The 20,859-nt window shown below is 68.1% G+C and carries 14 protein-coding genes; 9 read left to right on the plus strand and 5 right to left on the minus strand.

Features of this window, described 5'->3' with window-relative positions; all coding sequences use genetic code 11:
• Positions 1-46 precede the first annotated feature (46 nt).
• Together G6N55_RS02880 and lon are read left to right on the plus strand one after the other, a co-directional pair.
• Positions 47-595 (plus strand): CGNR zinc finger domain-containing protein, encoded by a 549-nt coding sequence (locus G6N55_RS02880; RefSeq protein WP_163667154.1) that lies wholly within the window; start codon positions 47-49, stop codon positions 593-595.
• A gap of 101 nt (positions 596-696) precedes the next feature.
• Positions 697-3,015 carry an endopeptidase La gene (gene lon / locus G6N55_RS02885; RefSeq protein WP_085224369.1) on the plus strand — a complete coding sequence of 773 codons (2,319 nt, stop codon included), beginning with the start codon at positions 697-699 and terminating at the stop codon, positions 3,013-3,015.
• Between the two features lie 24 nt (positions 3,016-3,039).
• Here the strand turns inward: lon and G6N55_RS02890 are convergent, their stop codons facing one another.
• Positions 3,040-6,306 (minus strand): LuxR family transcriptional regulator, encoded by a 3,267-nt coding sequence (locus G6N55_RS02890; RefSeq protein ID WP_085224395.1) that lies wholly within the window; start codon positions 6,304-6,306, stop codon positions 3,040-3,042.
• Positions 6,307-6,493: 187 nt separating this feature from the next.
• On the opposite strand from G6N55_RS02890, the gene G6N55_RS02895 reads away from it, so the two are divergent.
• The 4 genes from G6N55_RS02895 to G6N55_RS02910 all read left to right on the plus strand — a co-directional run bounded on the left by G6N55_RS02895 (position 6,494) and on the right by G6N55_RS02910 (position 9,829).
• On the plus strand, positions 6,494-7,729 hold the full coding sequence (locus tag G6N55_RS02895; RefSeq protein ID WP_085224367.1) for a cytochrome P450: 1,236 nt from the start codon (positions 6,494-6,496) through the stop codon (positions 7,727-7,729).
• 35 nt (positions 7,730-7,764) lie between these two features.
• Positions 7,765-8,154, plus strand: coding sequence for a nitroreductase/quinone reductase family protein (locus G6N55_RS02900; protein WP_085224365.1), 390 nt, complete (start codon positions 7,765-7,767; stop codon positions 8,152-8,154).
• A 40-nt stretch (positions 8,155-8,194) separates the two neighbouring features.
• Positions 8,195-8,527 carry a TfoX/Sxy family protein gene (locus G6N55_RS02905; protein ID WP_085224363.1) on the plus strand — a complete coding sequence of 111 codons (333 nt, stop codon included), beginning with the start codon at positions 8,195-8,197 and terminating at the stop codon, positions 8,525-8,527.
• Between the two features lie 69 nt (positions 8,528-8,596).
• Positions 8,597-9,829 (plus strand): NAD(P)/FAD-dependent oxidoreductase, encoded by a 1,233-nt coding sequence (locus G6N55_RS02910; protein ID WP_085224362.1) that lies wholly within the window; start codon positions 8,597-8,599, stop codon positions 9,827-9,829.
• On the opposite strand, the gene G6N55_RS02915 is transcribed toward G6N55_RS02910, so the two are convergent.
• The 3 genes from G6N55_RS02915 to G6N55_RS02925 all read right to left on the minus strand — a co-directional run bounded on the left by G6N55_RS02915 (position 9,803) and on the right by G6N55_RS02925 (position 15,964).
• Entirely contained in the window at positions 9,803-11,926 is a 2,124-nt protein-coding gene (locus G6N55_RS02915) for an NAD-dependent epimerase/dehydratase family protein (protein WP_085224360.1), read from the minus strand. The genes G6N55_RS02910 and G6N55_RS02915 overlap by 27 nt on opposite strands.
• Before the next feature lie 109 nt (positions 11,927-12,035).
• Positions 12,036-13,520: an acetyl-CoA acetyltransferase gene (locus tag G6N55_RS02920; RefSeq protein ID WP_085224358.1), complete on the minus strand. Its 1,485-nt coding sequence runs from the start codon at positions 13,518-13,520 to the stop codon at positions 12,036-12,038.
• 47 nt (positions 13,521-13,567) lie between these two features.
• Positions 13,568-15,964: a CaiB/BaiF CoA-transferase family protein gene (locus G6N55_RS02925; protein ID WP_085224393.1), complete on the minus strand. Its 2,397-nt coding sequence runs from the start codon at positions 15,962-15,964 to the stop codon at positions 13,568-13,570.
• Between the two features lie 113 nt (positions 15,965-16,077).
• Between G6N55_RS02925 and G6N55_RS02930 the strand changes: the two genes are divergently transcribed.
• Positions 16,078-16,995, plus strand: coding sequence for an undecaprenyl-diphosphate phosphatase (locus G6N55_RS02930; protein ID WP_085224356.1), 918 nt, complete (start codon positions 16,078-16,080; stop codon positions 16,993-16,995).
• Here the strand turns inward: G6N55_RS02930 and G6N55_RS02935 are convergent, their stop codons facing one another.
• Positions 16,996-17,502, minus strand: coding sequence for a GNAT family N-acetyltransferase (locus G6N55_RS02935; protein WP_085224354.1), 507 nt, complete (start codon positions 17,500-17,502; stop codon positions 16,996-16,998).
• Between the two features lie 72 nt (positions 17,503-17,574).
• On the opposite strand from G6N55_RS02935, the gene G6N55_RS02940 reads away from it, so the two are divergent.
• Both G6N55_RS02940 and G6N55_RS02945 read left to right on the plus strand, forming a co-directional pair.
• Positions 17,575-18,423 carry an SDR family oxidoreductase gene (locus G6N55_RS02940; RefSeq protein ID WP_085224352.1) on the plus strand — a complete coding sequence of 283 codons (849 nt, stop codon included), beginning with the start codon at positions 17,575-17,577 and terminating at the stop codon, positions 18,421-18,423.
• 46 nt (positions 18,424-18,469) lie between these two features.
• Complete coding sequence (locus G6N55_RS02945) at positions 18,470-20,848, plus strand: phosphoketolase family protein (protein WP_085224350.1); 2,379 nt, start codon at positions 18,470-18,472, stop codon at positions 20,846-20,848.
• The last annotated feature ends 11 nt before the right edge of the window (positions 20,849-20,859 follow it).

A 20,859-nucleotide genomic window follows, 5' to 3' on the forward strand; every position in this document is an offset into this window, starting at 1 on the left:
GCCGCCAGCGGTTGCGGGCTGCCCTGAAACCTGCCAAGGTGGTTACGTGAAATTCGGGTTCGTATGCGGCCGGGCCTGCCTCAACTTCGCGGGCACGCTGAAACACCGCAACACCGTCCGCGAGGAGCGGTTGACCGAGCCCGCGGTGCTGTCGGAATGGGCCGTTCAGGCGGGGCTGGTGGATGCCGGCGTCGAGGTCAGCGACCAGGATCTGGCCACCGCGATCGAAGTCCGCGAAGCGATCTACCGGACCGCCATCGCCCGGCTGGACGACACCGAGCCGCAGCCGGCCGACGTCGACCTGCTGAACCAGCAGGCAGCGCAACCCCGGCTGACGCCGCGGCTGCTCCCCAACGGCGACACGAGCCGCGAGGGCACCGCCCCCCAACTGGTCGCCAGCCTGGCGGCGGACCTGCTCGACCTGCTCGCCGGGCGCGACATCGCCAACGTCAAGCGCTGCGACCACCCGAACTGCTCGCTGCTCTACGTCGACTCCTCGCGGGCGAAGAACCGCCAGTGGTGCGGCATGGCCACCTGCGGCAACAAAGTCAAGGTCCAGGCCTTCCGGGCCCGCCAGCGCGCATCGGCACATTGACCCGCCAATTGAGCTAGTTCACACCGCGGGCCCGAGATGGCTCGGGAACAAAAGCCTGCCAGCAAAGGTTGAGCGCAACAGACTAAACCTTTGGAGTGCAGATGTCTGAACCTAAATCAGTGCCGGTGCTGTTCGTCACCGCCACGATCGTGTTGCCCGGAATGGTCGTGCCGATCGAGCTGGACGATGCCGCGCGGGCGGCGATCGACGCGGCGCGGGCCAGCGAATCAGGTGAATTGCTGATCGCCCCCCGGCTGGAGGACCGGTATCCGTCCCACGGCGTAATCGCCAAGATTCTCCAGGTCGGACGCATCGCCGGCAGTGGCGGCACCGCGGCCGTCGTGCGCGGCGAGCGCAGGGCGCAGATTGGCGCGGGAGCCACCGGCCCGGGCGCGGCGTTGTGGGTAGAGGTGACCGAGGTCGACGACGTCGCTGTCACCGACGAGATCAAAGCCCTTGCCGCGGAGTACAAGAAGCTGCTGCTGGCCATGCTGCAACGCCGCGAAGCCTGGCAGATCATCGACTACGTCAACAGCCTGACCGACCCGTCGGCGCTGGCCGACACGTCGGGGTACGCCTCATATCTGACCGACGTGCAGAAGCGGCAACTGCTGGAGACCGTGGACATCGCCGAGCGGCTGCGGGTGCTGATCGACTGGACCAGTGATCATTTGGCCGAAGTCGAGGTCAACGACAAGATCGCCGAGGACGTCCGCGACGGCATGGAGAAGACGCAGAAGGAGTTCCTGCTGCGCCAGCAACTCGCCGCCATCCGCAAGGAACTGGGTGACGGCGAACCCGACGGATCCGACGACTACCGGGCCCGGGTGGAGGCCGCCGAACTGCCCGAGAAGGTGCGCGAGGCCGCGCTGCGCGAGGTCGGCAAGCTGGAACGGGCCAGCGACCAGGGCCCGGAGAGCGGCTGGATCCGGACCTGGCTGGACACCGTGCTCGACCTGCCGTGGAACGTGCGGACCGAGGACTCGACGGACCTGAAGGCCGCGCGGGAAGTCCTGGACGCCGACCACCACGGGCTCGACGACGTCAAGGACCGCATCGTGGAATATCTGGCCGTGCGTAGCCGACGCGCCCAGCGCGGGCTGCAGATCGTCGGCGGCCGCGGCTCCGGCGCGGTGATGGTGCTGGCCGGGCCTCCCGGTGTCGGCAAGACGTCGCTGGGCGAGAGCGTCGCCCGGGCGCTGGGCCGCAAGTTCGTGCGCGTCGCGCTGGGCGGCGTTCGCGACGAGGCCGAGATCCGTGGGCACCGGCGCACCTACGTGGGTGCGTTGCCCGGCCGTATCGTGCGCGCGATCGGCGAGGCGGGATCGATGAATCCGGTTGTGCTGCTGGACGAAATCGACAAGGTCGGTTCCGACTATCGCGGCGATCCTTCGGCTGCCTTGCTGGAGGTCCTGGACCCGGCGCAGAACCACACGTTCCGCGACCACTACTTGGATCTGGACCTCGACCTGTCCGACGTCGTGTTCCTGGCCACCGCCAACGTGATCGAGAACATCCCGTCGGCGCTGCTGGACCGCATGGAGTTGGTGCAGATCGACGGCTACACCGAAGACGACAAGGTCGCCATCGCCCGCGAATACCTGCTGCCCCGGCAGCGGGAGCGGGCGGCGCTGACCGCCGACGAGGTGACGGTGACCGACGACGCGCTGCGCAAGATCGCCGCCGACTACACCCGGGAGCCGGGGGTTCGGCAGTTCGAGCGGTTGCTGGCCAAGGCGCTGCGCAAGGTGACCACGAAGATCGCCGACGAACCGGTGGTCATCGATGAGCCCGATCTGGTCGATTACCTTGGCCGGCCACGGTTTACGCCCGAGTCGGCCGAGCGTACGGCGGTGCCCGGTGTTGCCACCGGGCTGGCCGTCACGGGCCTGGGCGGCGATGTGCTCTACATCGAAGCCGGGGCGACCGACGGCGAGCCCGGGTTGCAGCTGACCGGTCAATTGGGCGACGTGATGAAGGAGTCGGCGCAAATCGCACTGTCCTTCGTCCGTTCGCACGCCGCGGAGCTCGGCGTCGACCCGAAGGCGCTGGACCGGCGCATCCACGTGCACGTGCCCGCGGGCGCGGTGCCCAAGGATGGCCCGTCGGCCGGTGTCACGATGGTGACCGCGCTGGTGTCGATGGCGACCGGACGTCAGGTTCGCTCCGACGTCGGCATGACCGGTGAGGTCACGCTGAACGGCCGGGTGCTGCCGATCGGCGGTGTCAAGCAGAAGCTGCTGGCCGCCCAACGGGCCGGCCTGTCAACGGTTTTCATCCCGCAGCGAAACGAGCCGGACCTGGACGACGTCCCGGCCGAGGTGCTCGACGCGCTGACGGTCAAACCGATGACGGACGTCGCGGAAATCGTCGCGCAGGCTCTCGAACCGGCGGCGCAGACGGCCACCGTCGCCGCCTGAGAGGACCTCGGACGCCGCGCCTCATTAGCAGTGTCGCGCGGCCTCCTGCACCAGCTGCACTCGGGAGGACAGACCCAGTTTCGTGTACACGTGCGACAGGTGGGCTTGAACTGTACGCGGGGAGACGAACAGTCGTGCGGCGATGTCCTTGTTGCCCAGGCCGTCGCAGACCAACCGCACGACGTCAAGTTCGGCCGGAGTCAGCGATGGCCAGCCGTTGTCCGGTCGCAGTCGCGGGCCACGGGCTCGGGTCGCGTAGGTGATGGCTTCATCGATGCTCAGCGCTTCGCCGTCGGCCCACGCAGAGTCGAACTCGCTGGACGGTAGTTTTTCCCGCAGGGTGGCGAGCAGGCTGTGGTAGCCGGCGTCGTGGATTGCGAAGCGCACCATCCCCCGGCTGCGCCGGATCGCTGCGGCCGCTCCCAGCGACCGCACGGCGTCGGCGCGGGCGCCTTGATCGCTGACGGCTGCGGCCAAACATTCGAGGGCGTCAGGCACATGCAGATATGTCCCGCAGTCAACAGCAAGCGAAAGCGCTTGCCGCACATCCTGATCTGCCGCCCCGGAGCGACCGTCTAGCAGTGCTGCACGGGCACGCACAATCAGCGCGTAGGCCAGGTGCCAGCCTCCGGTCACCGAGATCGCCTCGTCGGCCCAGGAGCGCGCCGCCACGACATCACCGGTAGCCAGCGCCGCCTCGGCGCTGCGAGCCCGCTGATTGGCCGCGAGAACTTCCTGCGGACTCTGCTGTTGTCGGCTCGCCTCGCTCGCTATGAGACCCGCCGCGGCGTCTCCTGCCGCCAGTTCGGCTGTAGACAGCGCGGAGTGGCCGATTCCCTGCAGAGACCCACCGATATCAGTCTCGGCGGCGATTCCGGCGTGCGACGCCGCGCGCGCCTCCCTGACCTGGCCGGCCCAGGCCAGCGCGGAGCCGAGACCGTGCAGACAGGCCGGCAGCAGAAACAGCGCCCGAGCCCTCTCCACGTCGGCGAGCACCGCACGGAAGTGGGCGATCGCTCCTGGGACGTCAGCAGCCATCAGCTGTCCCCAGCCGATGCCCAACCGGCACTCCAGCGAGTCGAACACGTCACCGATCGCCTCAGCGATGTCGCGTCCCTGCTCGGCCGCGGCGCGCCCCCCGCGAGCGTCGCCGGCGCTGATCGCCGCATAGCCCTGCCACGCATAGATCTGGCTGAGCCGCCAGGAGTCACCGAGTTCTCGGGCGATGCGGCCGGCCTCCTCGAAGCAGGCCCGGGCGACCGGCCCGCTGACCGAGCTGTACCCCGCGATCAACCCGCAGGCCGTCAGCGCCCGTGCCAGCAGGGCCGGGTCATTGACCTCACGCGCGATCGCCAGCGCCTGCTCCGCACGTTGCGTGCTGTCGGCGGCCCCGAGCCAGGTGCCCAATGCCGCGCCATCGGCCAGAGCTCGCGCCCATATCGCGCTGTCGATCACTGCCTCATCGCCGGGAGCCACCTCGGCGAAAACGGTGTCGAACCAGGCCTGGCCCTCTCGGATACGCAGGCGCGATCGCCACAGCGGGACCAGGGCGGACGCCAATGTCAACGCCTGCGCGACGTCGTTTGTCTCCAGACACCAGCCCAACGCGGCGCGCAGGTTGTCCATCTCGAGCTCGGCTTGGTCAAGAAGCTGTTCGTAGTCAGTGCGCTGTGGTGTATCGAGCACGGTGGCCATCGCCAGGTAATAATCCCGGTGGCGGCCGTGTACGGTGTCACCTTCTCCGGACGCGCCGAGTTTCGACTGGGCATATTGGCGGATAGTCTCCAGCAACCGGTAGCGCGTTCCGCGCCGTCCTTCCTCCACCACCACCAGCGATTTGTCGACCAACAACGTCAGCTCATCGAGGATGTGGAAGCGCGGGGCGTTTTCGCCCCCGCATACCAAACATGCTGCCTCCAAATCGAATCCACCCGCGAACACCGAGGTGCGATGAAACAGTGTTCTTCCCTCATCGGTCAGCAAGGTGTGCGACCAATCGACGGAGGCAAGTAACGTTTGCTGGCGGCGTACCGCCGTCCGGGAGCCACCTGTCAGCAAACGGAAGCGATCGTTGAGGCCCTCAACGATCTCCGACAATGACAACGCGCGCACCCGCGCCGCGGCCAGTTCGATGGCCAGGGGAAGACCGTCGAGGCGACGGCACAGCTCGCGCACCGCGCCGACATTGTCCTCGGTGATACGGAATTCTGGACGGGCATGTCGCGCGCGATCGGCGAACAAGGCGACAGCATCGTCGTTGACGGACAGTGATGGCACTCGCCAGCTCACCTCACCGGCCACACCGATCGGTTCTCGACTCGTGGCCATTACCTTGAGATGTGGGCAACGAGCGAGCAGTTCGATGAAGACCGCGGCGGTCCCGTCGAGCAGGTGCTCGCAATTGTCGACCACCATCAGTGAGGCACGATCGCCGACAAAGCGCACGATGTTGTCAAGCGTCGAGCGTCCGGGCTGATCGGACAGGCCCAGCGCCAGCGCGATCGTCACCGCGATCACGTCGGGGTGCGGGATCGGCGCCAGATCGACCCACCAGACGCCGCCGGCGAGCTCGGCGTGCGTCGTCGTCGCCAGCTGGAGCGCGAGCCGAGTCTTCCCGGCCCCACCTGTCCCGGTCAGCGTCAGCAAACGATTGTCCGCCAATATGTTTCTCAGCTCAGCTAGCTCATCGCGCCGCCCCACGAAGTTGGTCAAGTGAACGGGAAGCCTGCCGGCCGCAGCGTCGTTGTCCACGCGCAACGGCGGAAACTCGGCACCCACGTCGGGATGACACAGCTGCACTACTCGGTCGGCGCGCGCCAAACCGCGCAACCGGTGCGTTCCCAATTCGGTCATCCAAGCGTCAGGCGGCAGGTTGTCGGCCGCTAGTTCCGCGGCCGCACCCGACAGCACGGTCTGCCCGCCATGTGCGAGATCGCGCAGCCTCGCTGCCTTGTTGATGGTGGTTCCGATGTAGCCGCCCTCGTCGCGCAGTTGCACATCTCCGGTGTGCACTCCGATGCGCAGCTTGATCGGCGCCAGCGGCGCCCGCTGTATATCCAAAGCGCACGCGACGGCGTCGCCGGCGCGGCGGAACGCCAGGACAAAGCTGTCGCCCTCGCCTTGCTCGATCGGCCGCACACCGCGGTGCTCGGCGACAATCCGGCCCAGCACCTCATCGAGTCGGGCGACGGCGCCGGCCATCTCATCGGGAGCGGCTTGCCACAATTGGGTCGAACCCTCGACGTCAGCCAGCAGCAGCGTCACTGTTCCCGTAGGCAACACCTCGGGCACGCTCAGGTCGCTTTCGTCGGTTTCGCTCATGCTAGCCACCATCTACCGAGCGGCAATCTCACGTCATCAGCCAAATCGCTGACGCACGCTCGTCACGCATTCGGGGTGCGAATAGGCAATTAGGCCGATGACCCAGCCGATGTCGCGCCGGATAGTCGATGCCGACCCTACTCCGAGGAGCAACCTGATGACCGCACACGCTTTGCCAGCCATCAACGACGTGGCGCTTCCGACCATCGCCTACGATGACGCCCGCTGCATCGACGATGTCCACGAGGCGATTCGGCAGGCCCGCGAACAGGGCCCATTCGCACTGGGCCCGTTGGGTCCCGAAGTCCTCACTTACGACCTGGTGCGCACGGTCCTGCGTGATTCCCGCTTCGCCATGCCCCGCGGCCTTGCCTTGGCTGTCCAGGGGATCACCTCCGGACCGGCGTGGGACCGGGCGTGCCGACTGATCGTCAGCATGGATGGCGCGGAGCACCGTCGCTTGCGCCGACTCGTCTCGCGCGCCTTCACACCCCGCGCGGCCGAGCGGCTGCGACAAGCTTCTAGCGACGTCATTATCGAGCTGGTCGCAAAGCAGCGCGAAGCGGGGCGCTGCGACATCGTCGCCGACATCGCCCGCTCCTACCCGGTGCCCATCATCTGCGCGCTGCTCGGGGCACCGCGCTCCGACTGGCAGCTGTTCTCTCGGTGGGCGGATCAGATCGGTCACGTCTTCGGTGGGGAGGTCGCGCAGCACACGACGGCAATCCTGACGGCCTGGGACGAGTTCGACGAATACCTGAACGACTTGATCGCCCGGCGCCGCCACGATCTGTCCGATGACGTGATCTCTGACCTGATCCGAGCCGAGGACGAAGGCGATCGCCTTACGCACGAGGAACTCATCAGCCTGGCTCTGATCCTGCTCAACGGTGGAACCGACACCACTCGCAATCAGTTGGCCGCCGCCGTGCAGGCATTCTGCGATCATCCTGATCAATGGGACCTGCTCGCGCGGCACGCCGAGCTGGCGCCGCGCGCGGTCGAGGAAGTGATGCGCCACTCGCCGGTGATCTTGAAAACCCTACGCATCGCCGTCGAAGATGTGCCCCTTGGCGGCATCGTAATCCCCTCCGGAACACCGCTTTTCGCCAACACCGCCGCAGCTAATCGCGACCCCGCCTGGTACGACAGACCAGAGTGTCTGGACATCACCCGCGACGCCGCACCCGCGATGTTGACCTTCGGCGGCGGCAGTCATTTTTGCCTCGGCGCCCACCTGGCACGTGTCGAGCTCGCCGAAGCGCTCACCGTGATGACTCAGATGCTCAGCCGCCCGCGTCTCGCCGCGGATGCTCCCTGGAAGCCGATCAGCGGAATCTCCGGCCCCCGCAGACTCATCGTCGACTACACCTCGCGGCCAAGTCCGGGGTAGCCCCGTTCTGACGTGGATGCTGCAGAATCGGGGATATGAGCGGACTCCGCGATCTCAAACGGCAGGTAGTACATCGCGTTCAACGGCGGGTGGTCAATCCGGTGGGCCGGCAATTGCCGGTGACCATGCTCGAAACGACTGGTCGCAAGAGTGGGCAGCCACGCCACACCCCGGTCGGCGGACGCCTGGTGGACGACAAGTTCTGGATGGTCTCCGAACACGGCGAGCACTCGGACTACGTCCGCAATATCAAGGCGAACCCCAGTGTGCGACTGCGCCTCGGGGGCGAATGGCGCAGAGGAACCGCTCACCCGCTGCCCGACGACGACGCTGTGCAGCGGCTGGGCAATCTCCCGCGGCTCAACAGCGCCATGGTGCGCTTGATGGGCAGCGAACTGCTGACCATCCGGGTCGATCTGGACTGACCCGGCCACCGATGTCGGTGCCGACGATTAGCGTCGACGCATGGCATATGACCTCGATCTCGCCAACCGGATCCGCGAGTTGCTGGCGCGGCAGCGCGGTGTCGACGAGAAGTCGATGTTCGGCGGGCTCGCGTTTCTCATCGGCGGAAACATGGCGGTCGCGGCCAGCGGCAAGGGTGGACTGATGGTGCGGGTGCCGCCCGAAGACACCGCCAAGCTGCTGGATCGCCCGCACGTCAGCCCGATGGTGATGGCCGGCCGCGAGACCCGGGGCTGGTTGCGGGTCGACGCCGAGGGCGTGAAAACCAAACGCCAGCTTGAGAGTTGGGTTTCCCGCGGCGTCGGATACGCAAGCAGCCTGCCACCGAAGTAGCGTTTGCCGGCGCACGTCTCGGGTACGCGCGAGTAGGGTGGAAAACGCGACACGAACGGAGCAACGATCATGGCCGGTTCGACTACATTCGTCATCGTCGGCGGCGGGCTCGCCGGGGCCAAAGCAGCAGAAGCTCTGCGCGACAACGGTTTTGACGGGCACATTGTACTGTTTGCCGATGAGGAGCATTTGCCCTACGAGCGACCACCGCTTTCCAAAGAGTATCTCGCGGGAAAGAAGTCGCTGACCGACTTCACCGTGCACACCTCGGACTGGTACTCCGGCCACGACGTCGACCTGCGGCTCGGGTCACGAGTGTGCAGCCTGGACACCTCAGCACACACTGTTGGACTGCGCGACGGCGCCACCGTGCGCTACGACAAGGTGCTGCTGGCGACCGGCTCGGCGTCGCGGCGCCCACCGATCCCCGGATGTGACGCCGACGGGGTCCACTACCTGCGCAGCTACGACGACGCCGCGCTGCTGAATTCGGTTCTGGCCGAAGGGTCTTCGCTCGCGGTGGTGGGCGCGGGGTGGATCGGGCTCGAGGTGAGCGCCGCCGCCCGCCAGCGCGGCGTCGAGGTGACCGTCGTCGAGGCCGCCAAACAACCACTGCTGGCGGCGCTCGGCGAAACGGTCGGCGAGGTATTCGCCAAGCTGCATCGCGACCACGGCGTCGACTTGCGGCTGCAAGCACAGGTCGAGGAGATCACCGCGACGGACGGAACCGCGACCGGCCTGCGGCTGCGCGACGGCTCGACGGTCGCGGCCGATGCCGTGTTGGTGGCCGTCGGTGCCAAGGCGAACGTCGAACTCGCCGAGCAGGCCGGGCTGTCCATGGGAGACGGCGGCGTCCTCGTCGATTCGTCGCTGCGTACCAGCGATCCCGACGTCTTCGCGGTCGGCGACATCGCGGCCGCCGAGCACCCGTTCTACAACACCCGCATCCGCACCGAACACTGGGCCAATGCGCTCAAACAACCCGTGGTGGCGGCAGCCGGAATGCTAGGCACGCCAGGTGAATACGCGGAGCTGCCCTATTTCTTCACCGACCAGTACGACCTCGGCATGGAGTACGCCGGGCACGCACCCAGCTTCGAGCAAGTGGTCTTGCGCGGCGACGTCGCCGGGCGCGAGTTCGTCGCGTTCTGGCTCGATGGCGAGAATCGGGTGCTGGCCGGAATGAACGTCAACATCTGGGATGTGCTCGACGACGTCAAAGCCCTGATCCGATCCAGGTCCGCCGCCGACCCCGGCAAACTGGCCGACCCGCGGTCAGCCCTCGCTGATCTCCTGGGCTGACGTGTGCTCGACCGGCACCCAGCCGTGGTCGATGACTTCCGGCGGGTGCTGGACCTGCAGGCGCTCACGTTCGGCGCGGCGGCGTTTGATCCGCAGCCGGGCATCGGCCGGCATCGTGACCAGCTCGTCGCAGGTCAGGTAGTGCACGTCGTCGACGACATCGATCAGGTCGGCCTCGACCCGACGGGATCCCAGCTCGCGCAACGTCATTCGAAGCTCATGGGTGAACCGGAGAGTGGCGTCGTGGGCGAGTTCGCGCGAAACGCGGGCGTTGGTGGCGATTCGTCGGACCAGCGTCGCGGGCGGCTTCGGCTCGGCGGGCTCACCGGCCTTGTCAGCGGCCACGGTCAACAGCATCGCCGGGTCGTCGCTGAAGACCCGGCTGGCGAGCTCCCCTTCCCCGGGTCCGCGGTGCCCGATCTCGGCGATCGCGGCATCCAACAGGGCGGCGGTGGCGGGCGACAGCGCACGAATGCTGGCGACGTTGCCTTCCTGGGCCATCGCCCGCAACGTCGGGTCGGCACGTAGCGCCGCCGTCAGCTCGGCGGTCTCGTCGGCGACGCGGTCGCTTTGCATGATCGCGCTTACTCCGGGCACCCGGGAGCCCGCCGCGGTGTGCTCCAGCGCAGCCGCGGTGACACCGGAGTCGATCAACCACAGCGCGGTGAGAATCCAGCCCTGGTGAATTCGGTCCCGCAGCAACCGGACTCGCACTCCGAGGCCCGCGTCGGGCACCAGGCCCAGTTGCGTGGCGTCCCAATGCTCGGCAGTCGCTGCGGTGCGATACGCCCGCGTATCGGCCTTGAGATGACGCATCAGGGCCAGCGATCGTGTGGTGGCGACCGCCTTGGCGACCGACCCGAGCGCTCCGGCCGCGAGCCGGGGCTGACCGAACGGCAGCACGTCGCCGACCTGCGGCTGATCGACCAGGGCACGCTGAACCAGCGCCTTGCCGTCCCAGCCGAGCAGCTGGCCGGCGGCGACCACGTTGGACGACACCCCGACATAGGGCCGGTGGCCGAACACCGCGATGGCCCGACTGCCCCACTCGTCATCCACCACACCGCCCAGCGCCAGCGCCTGACCCATCACCCTGCTGGCAGTGCGCAACCCGCTCAGCTGGACATCCAGGGTTATCGGCGTCAGGGGCCCGGGCAGCGCCTGGGTGAGGCCGTCGGTGGCGAAGACCGGGAACCGTGGGTCGATGCGGTCGTCGAACTCACCCTCGATGCCCTCCGGCGCGGCGCTGCGTAACTCGTCGGACCTCGCGGGGCGCGGCACGACTTCCACGGGAAGGGCCATCTGCACACCGTGGCTGATCGCACCGTCGGCACCGAGTCTGCGGCCGACGAGTCCGCGCGCGGTGTCGGCGACCGCGTCGAACGCCGGCCAGCCGAACTCGAACATCCAATCCTCTTGTGCGGAAACGATATCCATGGCCGGAATCAGTTTGGTCCAGCTGCGAATCCGATGGTTTCGAGACCGGGGGTCGACGGCCCGCAACAGCCGCCACGCGGTCACCACATTGGTGGTGTCCGGGGTGGCCAGATCCACCACCCCGGTGCGGTCGGTATTCAGTGCCAGAACCAGGAAGCGCACCAGGTCGTCGAGGTGCAGCACCCGCACCGGCTGCGCCGAGACCTTGGCGCGCAGCAGGGAGGCCACGGTGCGGCACACCATCCAGTCGAGCTGGCGGCCAACCGGTGGCGCGATCCGGATGATCAGGATCGGCCCCAGGCTGCTGGACACCAGGTCCTCGGCCGGTTCGTACACCTGCGGGGAGCCCGCGGCCTGGGATACGAACAGCAAGCGAGCGCCGGCGCGCCCGGCCGCATGCGTCACATGCGCCACACCGTTGATGCCCGCGCTGCCGGGTGCCCCGGTTTCGACCGGGGCCAGATGAATCACCGCGTCGGCTTCGTCGGCCAGTTCTTGCAGGATGGGGTCGCTCAGCGATGCGCGGACGAACTCGACCGCCGGGTCCAGCCGGGCGTCGGGATACTCAGAAATGCCGGTGACCGAATGCCCGGCAGCAATCAGCTGCCGTGCAACCAGCCGCCCGACGGTGCCGGTGGCGTCGGTAACCAGGATGTGCACCTGGGCTCACCTCCCCCAACGTCCCCTCCGACAATATGCGCGCCACTATCGCTGCGCGACTGTAACGGCGATAACAGTGCTGTTGGCCTGGTCTTTTATTCCGGCCGGGCTACCGTAGCGTGGCGGTGCCGTCCGCGGTGACGGCAACCTTGGCGCCACCGATGTCTCCACGAACGGTGGCCTGCGCCGAGTCGGGATCGGCGATGACCGCCAGTGCCCGGGACCCGTCAGGCGTGCGCACAGCAACGAAAGCCTTTTCAGGTTGCCCGTCGCGGTCGAACGGCGTCGTCCACGCTTCGACGGTACCGACGCCTTCCCATTGCACCAGCCCGTCGCGGACCGGTTCCCGTTCCACCACGGATTGGGTATTCTCCCAACGGAATTCGGTCGGTGGCTCGCTGCTGTAGACCCCGAAGCTGTGCTTGGTCAGGTAGCCGCCGTTGGCGGTGATCAGGGCACGTCGTCCGGGATTGGCCACCAGCAGCTCGGCCACGGTGGCAATCGAGTGCATCACGTAGTTGCTCCACGGGCCGCCGGCGAACGTCAGCCCACCGGTGACGGTCAGCGGGCGCGCGGGGTCGTCGGTGCTCAATCCCAACTCGGCGGCCGCCACCTGAACGGCGGACGGAAAGCACGAGTACAGATCGACGTAGTCGACGTCGTCGATGCCCAGGCCGGCGAGCTCCAGCGCCCGCGCACCGGCGATCCGGATGGCAGCAGACCGGTGCAGTTCGTCGCGATCGGCGATCGACGGGGTGTCGTAGGCGTCGGTGCCGGCGTGCGGATAGATCCACTGGTCGGTGGGGACCTGCAGGCGCTGGGCCTGCTCGACCGAGGTCAGGATCAGCGCGGCGCCCTGATCGACCATGTTGTTGGAGTTCATCAGCTTGGTATAGGGCCAGCTGATCATCCGGTTCTGCGGGCCGGGCTGCGAGATCTCGGCCGCCGTGGACGGCTTGTGGATCCAGGCATGCGGATTACCGACCGCGACGGCGTTGAACCGCGCCCACAGCTCGCCCACGCGGTCGCGGTGGTCCTCGATGGACTCGCCGTTCGCGATGCGAAGCGCCTGCTCGAACAGCGGGTAGACGTAGGCCGGCCGGTCCAGCTTGATCCTGATCTCGGCGTCCCCGGCCATCGGCACGTCCTCGCCGCTGACCTGCGCCATCGGCACGGATTCGTCCTGAGCCGTCCATTCGAGCCGGCCGCCCTTGGCCTTCAGTCCCCGCCGGGTGCGCCAGGTTTCGGCGCCGGTGAGCAGCACCACGCCGGCGTGGCCCTGCTGGATGTCCAGGCAGGCCTGGTTGAGCAGCGTCTGCGGCACGTTGCCGCCGACCGGGCTGTACAGCGTCGTGAATTTCTGGGCGCCGATCCGCTCGCCGACCAGCAACCCGGCGTCGCGGTAGGTCGCCGATAGGACGTTCACCACCCGGATGGCGTCAACGGCCTCGAGGACCTGGGCGTCGGCGGCTTCGGAGGCCGCGGCGACCATCAGGTCGACGGGTTCGACCGAACGGGTATCCGGGTCGATCTCGTCACGGTGGTTGACCTGGCCATAGCCGATCAGCACCGGGGTTTTGGGGTCGACGGGCATGCGACGAATTTATCCTGGCGGCGGCGCGCGCCCCTCCGGCGGTGTGATTACGAGCCGTCGGCGGGCGCGAAGAGCACCTGTTCGGCGATCAGACGGTCGATCTCCTCGGTGCTCATGCCGAGCAGTTTCCGGCAGAGCTCGCGGGTGTCCTGACCGGGCAGCGGCGCGGGACGTTGTGGGGCCGGCGGGATGTGGCGCAACGGCGCCGGCCCGGTCTCGGCGGGCAGCGGCCGCTCGACGAGCGGATGCACCATGTCGCTGAGCAGCTTTCGCTCGATCAGCTGCGGGTCCTCGAGGACGTCCGGCGGGCGATTCATCGGGCCGGCCGCAATGCCGGCCGCCTGCAGCGCCGCGGCGGCTCGTCTCGGAGTTCGCGTGACCGTCCAGGCGGACACCAGCCGAACCAACTCCGCGCGATGGGCCGTCCGCGACTCCCCCGTCGCGAAGCGCGGATCGTCCGCAAGCTGAGGCTGCTCGAGAAGTGCTGTGAGACTGTGCCATTCGCTGTCCGAGCGGATCGAGATGGCGCACCACTCGTCATCGCCGGCGCACGGGTAGACCGCGTGCACGCTGGTGTCGTCGCGGATTTCGGCGACCCCGGCCCCCAACGCGGCCTGGGTGACGTACAGGGTGTCCAGCTGGTTGACGACCACCTCGGCCTGCGAGATGTGCATGTGGGCCGGGTCGCCGGTCCGATCGCGCCGGATCAGGGCGGCCAGCGCGGCGATCGCGGTGACCCGTCCCACGATGTGGTCGGGGAAGATCGTGGTCGCGTCGTAGAACGCATGGCGGGCGCCGGCGGCGCGGGCTTCTTCGGACGCTTCCTCCGATGTCCAGAGACTGGTCACGCCGGTGGTGGCGCGGACCAGTGGGCCGTAACCCATCCGCCTGCTCCACGGCCCGCGGTTGCCGAAGGCGCTGCTGCCCGCGAGCACGATCCGGGGGTTGATCTCGCGCAGCGTGTCGAACGAAAAACCAAGCGAGGTAAGGGTTCCCGGCTTGAAGTTGGCGAACACCGCGTCGGCCTCGGCGACCAGGCGGCGGAAGATCTGTTTACCCTGTTCGCTGCGCAGGTCGAGGCCCAGCGCCAGGTGATTGCGGTGCGTCCAGGCGAACGACTCGCTCATCACCGCGCCGACCCGCGATTGCCGCAGCCCGTCGGGATAGTTGGCGCTTTCGACCTTGATCACCTCGGCGCCCAGGTCCCCATACAGCCGGCTCAGCTCGCCGCCCGCGACGATCACGCCGAGATCGAGAATCCTCAGGTCCTTGAACGGGTGCTCGCCGGCCCGGCCCGACGGTGCCGCCGTCACCGGGTCGGCCAGCCAGCGCGGTTCGTCGGCTCCGGCGGCCGGAGCCGGAGTACGGAAGCCGCAGCGTTCGTCGTCGACGACGAAGTATCCCGTCGGCACGTCGGTGCGCACCCCGGGAACCAGCTCGGCATTGGTGATCGCGCCCACGGCCTGGAAGTGCTCGGAGGCCAGGATCCGCGACGGCGTCAGCACCGCCGAGATGGGGACGCCGTGCGCCTGCCCCTCGGCAACCAGCTCCTTCATCGTCTTGTCGGCGAACAACGCGTCGACCAGCACGCTGATCTGCGGCCACGCGGCGAACCGGGCGCCCAGCGTGTCGTAGCCGGGGTCCTGGAATTCCTCGGGCTCCCCCAGCCAGCGGCGCAGGCCGCGCCACTGCCGTGGCGCCATGACGCACAGGCGCACATAGCCATCCCGGCACGGACAGATCGGGTAGGGGTCCTGGTTTTTCGGACGGCCCCGCCACCCGCTGGTGCGCTGCCCGGCGGTGGCCTGCCCATGCGCGCCGAATGCCGGGTCCAATGCCATCACGACCGCGTCGAACCGGGAGAAGTCGATGTAATCGCCGCTGCCGCAGCGCAATCTGTCGTAGTACGCGACGAGTGCGGCCCAGGCCGCCTGCACGGCGGCGGTGGCCGACGCGATGCCGTCGGGCGGCAGCACCGGGGTGCCGACGGTCGGTCCGGACCGCGACAGCGCGCCGGACATCGCGAACAGCACCGGGTCGGTGGCGCGCCACGACGAGCGCGGACCGGTCGCGCCGAAGTCGGTGATCGACAACACGACCAGCTGCGGATGGCGGTCGGCCAGCTCGGCACCCGAAGTCCCGAACGCGACGGCCGCGGCCACGCCGTCCACGACGATGTCGGCGCCCTCGACAAGCTCGGCGAAACGGCGGCGGTCGTCGTCATCGCGCGGGTCCAGTACCACGCTGCGCTTGTTGGCGTTGTGCACGGCGAACGGGATGCTGGCGCCGGCCAGCGTCGGGCGATCGGCGCGGGCCGGGCTGCCGCCGGGCGGCTCCACCTTGACGACGTCGGCGCCGAGGTCGGCGAGCAGGCGCGTCACCGTGTCCGTGACGCCGGCCGACAAGTCGACGACGCGCACCCCGGCGAGCAGCCTGTCAGCCATTCGCCCACCGTACCGGCCCGCGGTGGCCAAATGCATAGCCGCTCAACCTGGTTCGGATGGCGATCGCCGACCGGCTACGCTGCGTAGTTCGTCGTCCGGCACGCAGGAGGCTTGTGAGTACGCACTTGAATTACGTCGAAGCCCTATTGGTTGGCGCCGCGCAGGGCGTGACCGAACTATTTCCCGTCTCCAGCCTCGGCCACTCGATATTGGTGCCGGCGCTGGTCGGCGGACAATGGGCGCGCGACCTGGACGTCTCCGCACCCCAATCGCCGTACCTGGCGTTCATCGTCGGCCTGCACGTCGCCACCGCCGCGGCGCTGCTGGTGTTCTTCTGGCGCGACTGGCTGCGCGTGCTGGCCGGATTCATTTCCTCGGCGCGACACCGCCGAATCCAGACGCCCGACGAGCGGCTGGCCTGGCTGATCGTCGCCGCCACCATCCCGGTGGGCCTGGCGGGGCTGTTCCTGGAGAAGTTGTTTCGCACCACGCTGGGCAAACCGATTCCCGCGGCGGCGTTCCTGCTGCTCAACGGAATTGCGCTGTACGCGGGCGAGGTGCTGCGCCGCCGCGCCGCTGCGGGCCCCACAGACCGGGTTGTCGCCGATGACCGATCCACGCATACCGGCGAAGCCGTCGACCACCGGCTCGCCGAGCTGCCGCTGGGTCGCGGCGTGGTGATCGGCAGCGCGCAGATCCTGGCGCTGCTGCCCGGCATCAGCCGGTCCGGCATCACCATCGTGGCGGGGCTGTGGCGCGGCCTATCGCACGAAGACGCTGCCCGCTTTTCCTTTCTGCTGGCCACGCCGATCATCCTGGCGGCCGGGGTGTACAAGATCCCCGAGCTGTTCGGGCCGATGGGCGCCGGGATCGCCGGGCAGGTCCTGGCCGGCAGCCTTGCCTCGTTCGTCTGCGCCTACCTCGCCGTGCGTTTCCTCACCCGGTACTTCGAAACGCGCACCCTGATCCCGTTCGCCATCTACTGCACGCTGTTCGGTGCCGGGAGCCTCGCCTGGTTGACGTTGCGCTAGTCAAAGCGTGCACTGATAGCGCACTTCGTCCACGGGCGCGGAGCCGTAGGTCGAAACGCGCCGCGTCCCGTCGCAGTGCCAGCCGTCGCGTTCGTAGAACCGCCGAGCGCGGGCATTGCCGTCAACCACCCACAGGACAGCGGTCGTGACGCCGACACTGCGCAGCCGGGTCCGGGCGGCGGACATCAGCAACCGGCCGACGCCGGTGCGCAGATATGCCGGATCGACGTAAATCGCCATCAGCTCACCGAGATTCGTTAGGTCGTCGTCGCGGCACAGGCCGGTGGTGACCAGGCCGCACACCGTCGCACCCTCGACCGCGACCTGGGTGGACGGTTGCCGAAACCCCATGCGGCCGAACGTGTATCTGTGAACCCAGGCGTCCGGTTCGAGGCTGTCGAGATATTCCTGGGCGAGCAGTCCCCGGTAGGCCCACTGCCACGATCGGACGTGCACACGGGACACGTCGTGCGCGTCGGCCGGCACGGCTGGTCGCACGGTGATCACCGTTGCAGTATCGGCGCCGCCGACATCGGCCCCGTCATTGCATCGCCCGACGCCGAGTGCTGTGCTGGGGAGATGGCAGACACCGCATCCATCGGCCTCAAAGTTCAGGGCAAGGTCATCGTGATCACCGGCGGCGCACGGGGAATCGGGCTGGCCACCGCGACCGCGCTGCACAACCTGGGCGCCAAGGTCGCGATCGGCGACATCGACGAAGTCAGGGTCAAGGAGTCGGGCGCCGCACTCGGGCTCGACGTGTACGGCAAGCTCGATGTCACCGACCCGCACTCGTTTTCGGACTTCCTCGACGAGGTCGAGCGCCAACTCGGACCGATCGACGTGCTGGTCAACAACGCCGGAATCATGCCCGTGGGCCGCATCATCGACGAGCCGGACGCCGTCACCCGCCGCATCCTGGACATCAACGTCTACGGCGTGATGCTGGGCACCAAGCTGGCGGTGCAGCGCATGGTCCCGCGCGGCCAGGGCCACGTCATCAATGTGGCGTCGCTGGCCGGCGAGATCTACTCCGTCGGCCTGGCGACCTACGGCGCCAGCAAGCACGCAGTGATCGGCTTCACCGACGCCGCGCGGCTGGAGTACCGGCCCGCCGGGGTGAAGTTCTCGATGGTGTTGCCGACGTTCGTGAACACCGAGCTCGTCGCGGGCACCACGGGATTGAAGGGATTCCGCAACGCCGAGCCGTCCGACATCGCCGACGCGATCGTCGGGCTGGTCGCCCACCCCAAGCCGCGGGTGCGGGTCACCAAGGCGGCCGGCGCGTTGATCGCATCACAGAAGTTCCTGCCACGCGCGGTCTCCGAGGGGCTCAACCGCGTCATGGGTGGTGAGCACCTCTTCACCGACGACGTCGACGTCGACAAGCGCCAGGCCTACGAGTCCCGTGCCCGCGGCGAGGAGTGACTTTCGCTCCTAGCGAGGTTCATCGGGGGCGCGGAGAATCGGGCGGGTGAGCCTGCAAAGCCCGACAACCGCGCCCGAAGCACTCTCCGACGACGAACTCACGCTGATCGACAAGTACTGGCGCGCCGCGAATTACCTGTCGGTCGGGCAGATCTATCTGCTGGACAATCCGCTGCTCGCCGAGCCGCTGGCGGCCGAACACGTCAAACCCCGGCTGCTGGGGCACTGGGGCACCACGCCGGGGCTCAACCTGATTTACGCGCACCTGAACCGGATCATCCGCAACCGCGACGCCAGCGTCATCTACGTCACCGGACCGGGGCACGGCGGCCCGGGTCTGGTGGCCAACGCCTACCTGGAGGGCACCTACACCGAGGTGTACAGCGGTATCGGCGAGGACGCCGAGGGTCTGCGCCGGCTGTTTCGCCAGTTCTCCTTTCCGGGCGGCATCCCCAGTCACGTGGCCGCCCAGACCCCGGGGTCCATCCACGAAGGCGGCGAACTCGGCTACGCCCTGGTGCACGCCTTCGGTGCGGCGTTCGACAATCCCGATCTGGTGGTCGCGTGCGTGATCGGCGACGGCGAGGCGGAGACCGGGCCGCTGGCGGCCGGGTGGCATTCGAACAAGTTCCTCAACCCGGCCGTCGACGGCGCGGTGCTGCCGATCCTGCACCTCAACGGCTACAAGATCGCCAACCCGACCGTGCTGGCCCGCATTCCGGAGGCCGAACTCGAATCCCTGTTGCGCGGCTACGGCTATCGGCCGATCACGGTCGCCGGTGACGATCCGGCCATCGTGCACCGGGAGCTGGCCGCCGCCCTCGACGACGCCTTCGACGACATTGCCGCCATCCAGAGCGCGGCACGCAACGGCAAACAGACCGACCGCCCGGTGTGGCCGATGATCGTGCTGCGCACCCCGAAGGGCTGGACCGGGCCCAAAGAGGTCGACGGCAAGCACGTCGAGGGCACCTGGCGCGCACACCAGGTGCCGCTGGCCGAGACGCACGAGAACCCCGCGCACCGCGCGCAGCTGGAAGAGTGGCTGCGCAGCTATCGGCCCGACGAATTGTTCGACGGCCACGGGGTGCTGCGCCCGGAGCTGCGCGCGCTGGCGCCGAAGGGCCAGCGGCGGATGAGTGCCAACCCGCACGCCAACGGCGGCCTGCTGCTGCGCGAGCTGGATCTGCCGGACTTCCGCGACTACGCGGTGCCGGTGCCACAGCCGGGCGGGTCCACCCACGAGGCCACCCGGGTGCTGGGCACCTTCCTGCGCGACGTCATCGTCGGCAACCCTGACCGATTCCGGGTGATGGGTCCCGACGAAACCGCCTCCAACCGGTTGTCGGCCGTGTTCGAGTCCACCGACAAGGTGTGGCTGTCGCGGACCGAACCCGATGACGAAGGCCTCGCGCCGGACGGCCGCGTGATGGAGGTGCTCTCCGAGCACCTGTGCCAGGGCTGGCTGGAGGGCTACCTGCTGACCGGTCGGCATGGGCTGTTCAACTGCTACGAGGCGTTCGTGCACATCGTCGACTCGATGCTCAACCAGCATGCGAAGTGGCTGGCCACCAGCCGCGAGCTGCCCTGGCGGCAGCCGATCGCGTCGCTGAACTACCTGTTGAGTTCGCATGTGTGGCGCCAGGACCACAACGGCGCCTCCCACCAGGACCCGGGTTTCATCGACCTGGTCGCCAACAAGCGGGCCGAGATCGTGCGGGTGTACCTGCCGCCGGACGGCAACACGCTGCTGTCGGTCGCCGACCACTGCCTGCGCAGCCGCGACTACATCAACGTCATCGTCGCCGGCAAGCAACCCGCCCTGGCCTACCTCGACATGGACGACGCGATCGCGCACTGCACCCGCGGCCTGGGGATCTGGGAATGGGCGAGCACCGCGACCGGCGAACCCGACGTGGTGCTGGCGTGCGCCGGTGACATCCCGACGCAGGAGACCTTGGCCGCCGCCGACATCCTGCGTCGCGAACTGCCCGACCTGGCGGTGCGGGTGGTCAACGTCGTCGACCTGATGCGCCTGCAGCCGGACTCCGAACATCCACATGGGTTGCCTGACAAGGAATTCGACGCGTTGTTCACTCGAGACAAGCCGGTCATCTTCGCCTACCACGGGTATCCGTGGCTGATCCATCGGCTCGCGTACCGGCGCAGCAATCACGCGCACTTCCATGTCCGCGGTTTCAAGGAGCGCGGCACCACCACCACACCGTTCGACATGGTGATGCTCAACGACCTGGACCGCTTCCACCTGGTCATCGATGTCATCGACCGGGTCGACGGCCTCGCCGGCCGTGCCGCCCTGCTGCGCCAGCGCATGGTCGACGCGCGGCTGAACGCGCGCCGCTACACGCGCGAACACGGGGAGGACGACCCGCAGATCGCGCACTGGAAGTGGGAATCCATCTGACCGGGGCGGTA

This window comes from Mycobacterium florentinum (assembly GCF_010730355.1).
Classification (GTDB): Bacteria; Actinomycetota; Actinomycetes; order Mycobacteriales; family Mycobacteriaceae; genus Mycobacterium; species Mycobacterium florentinum.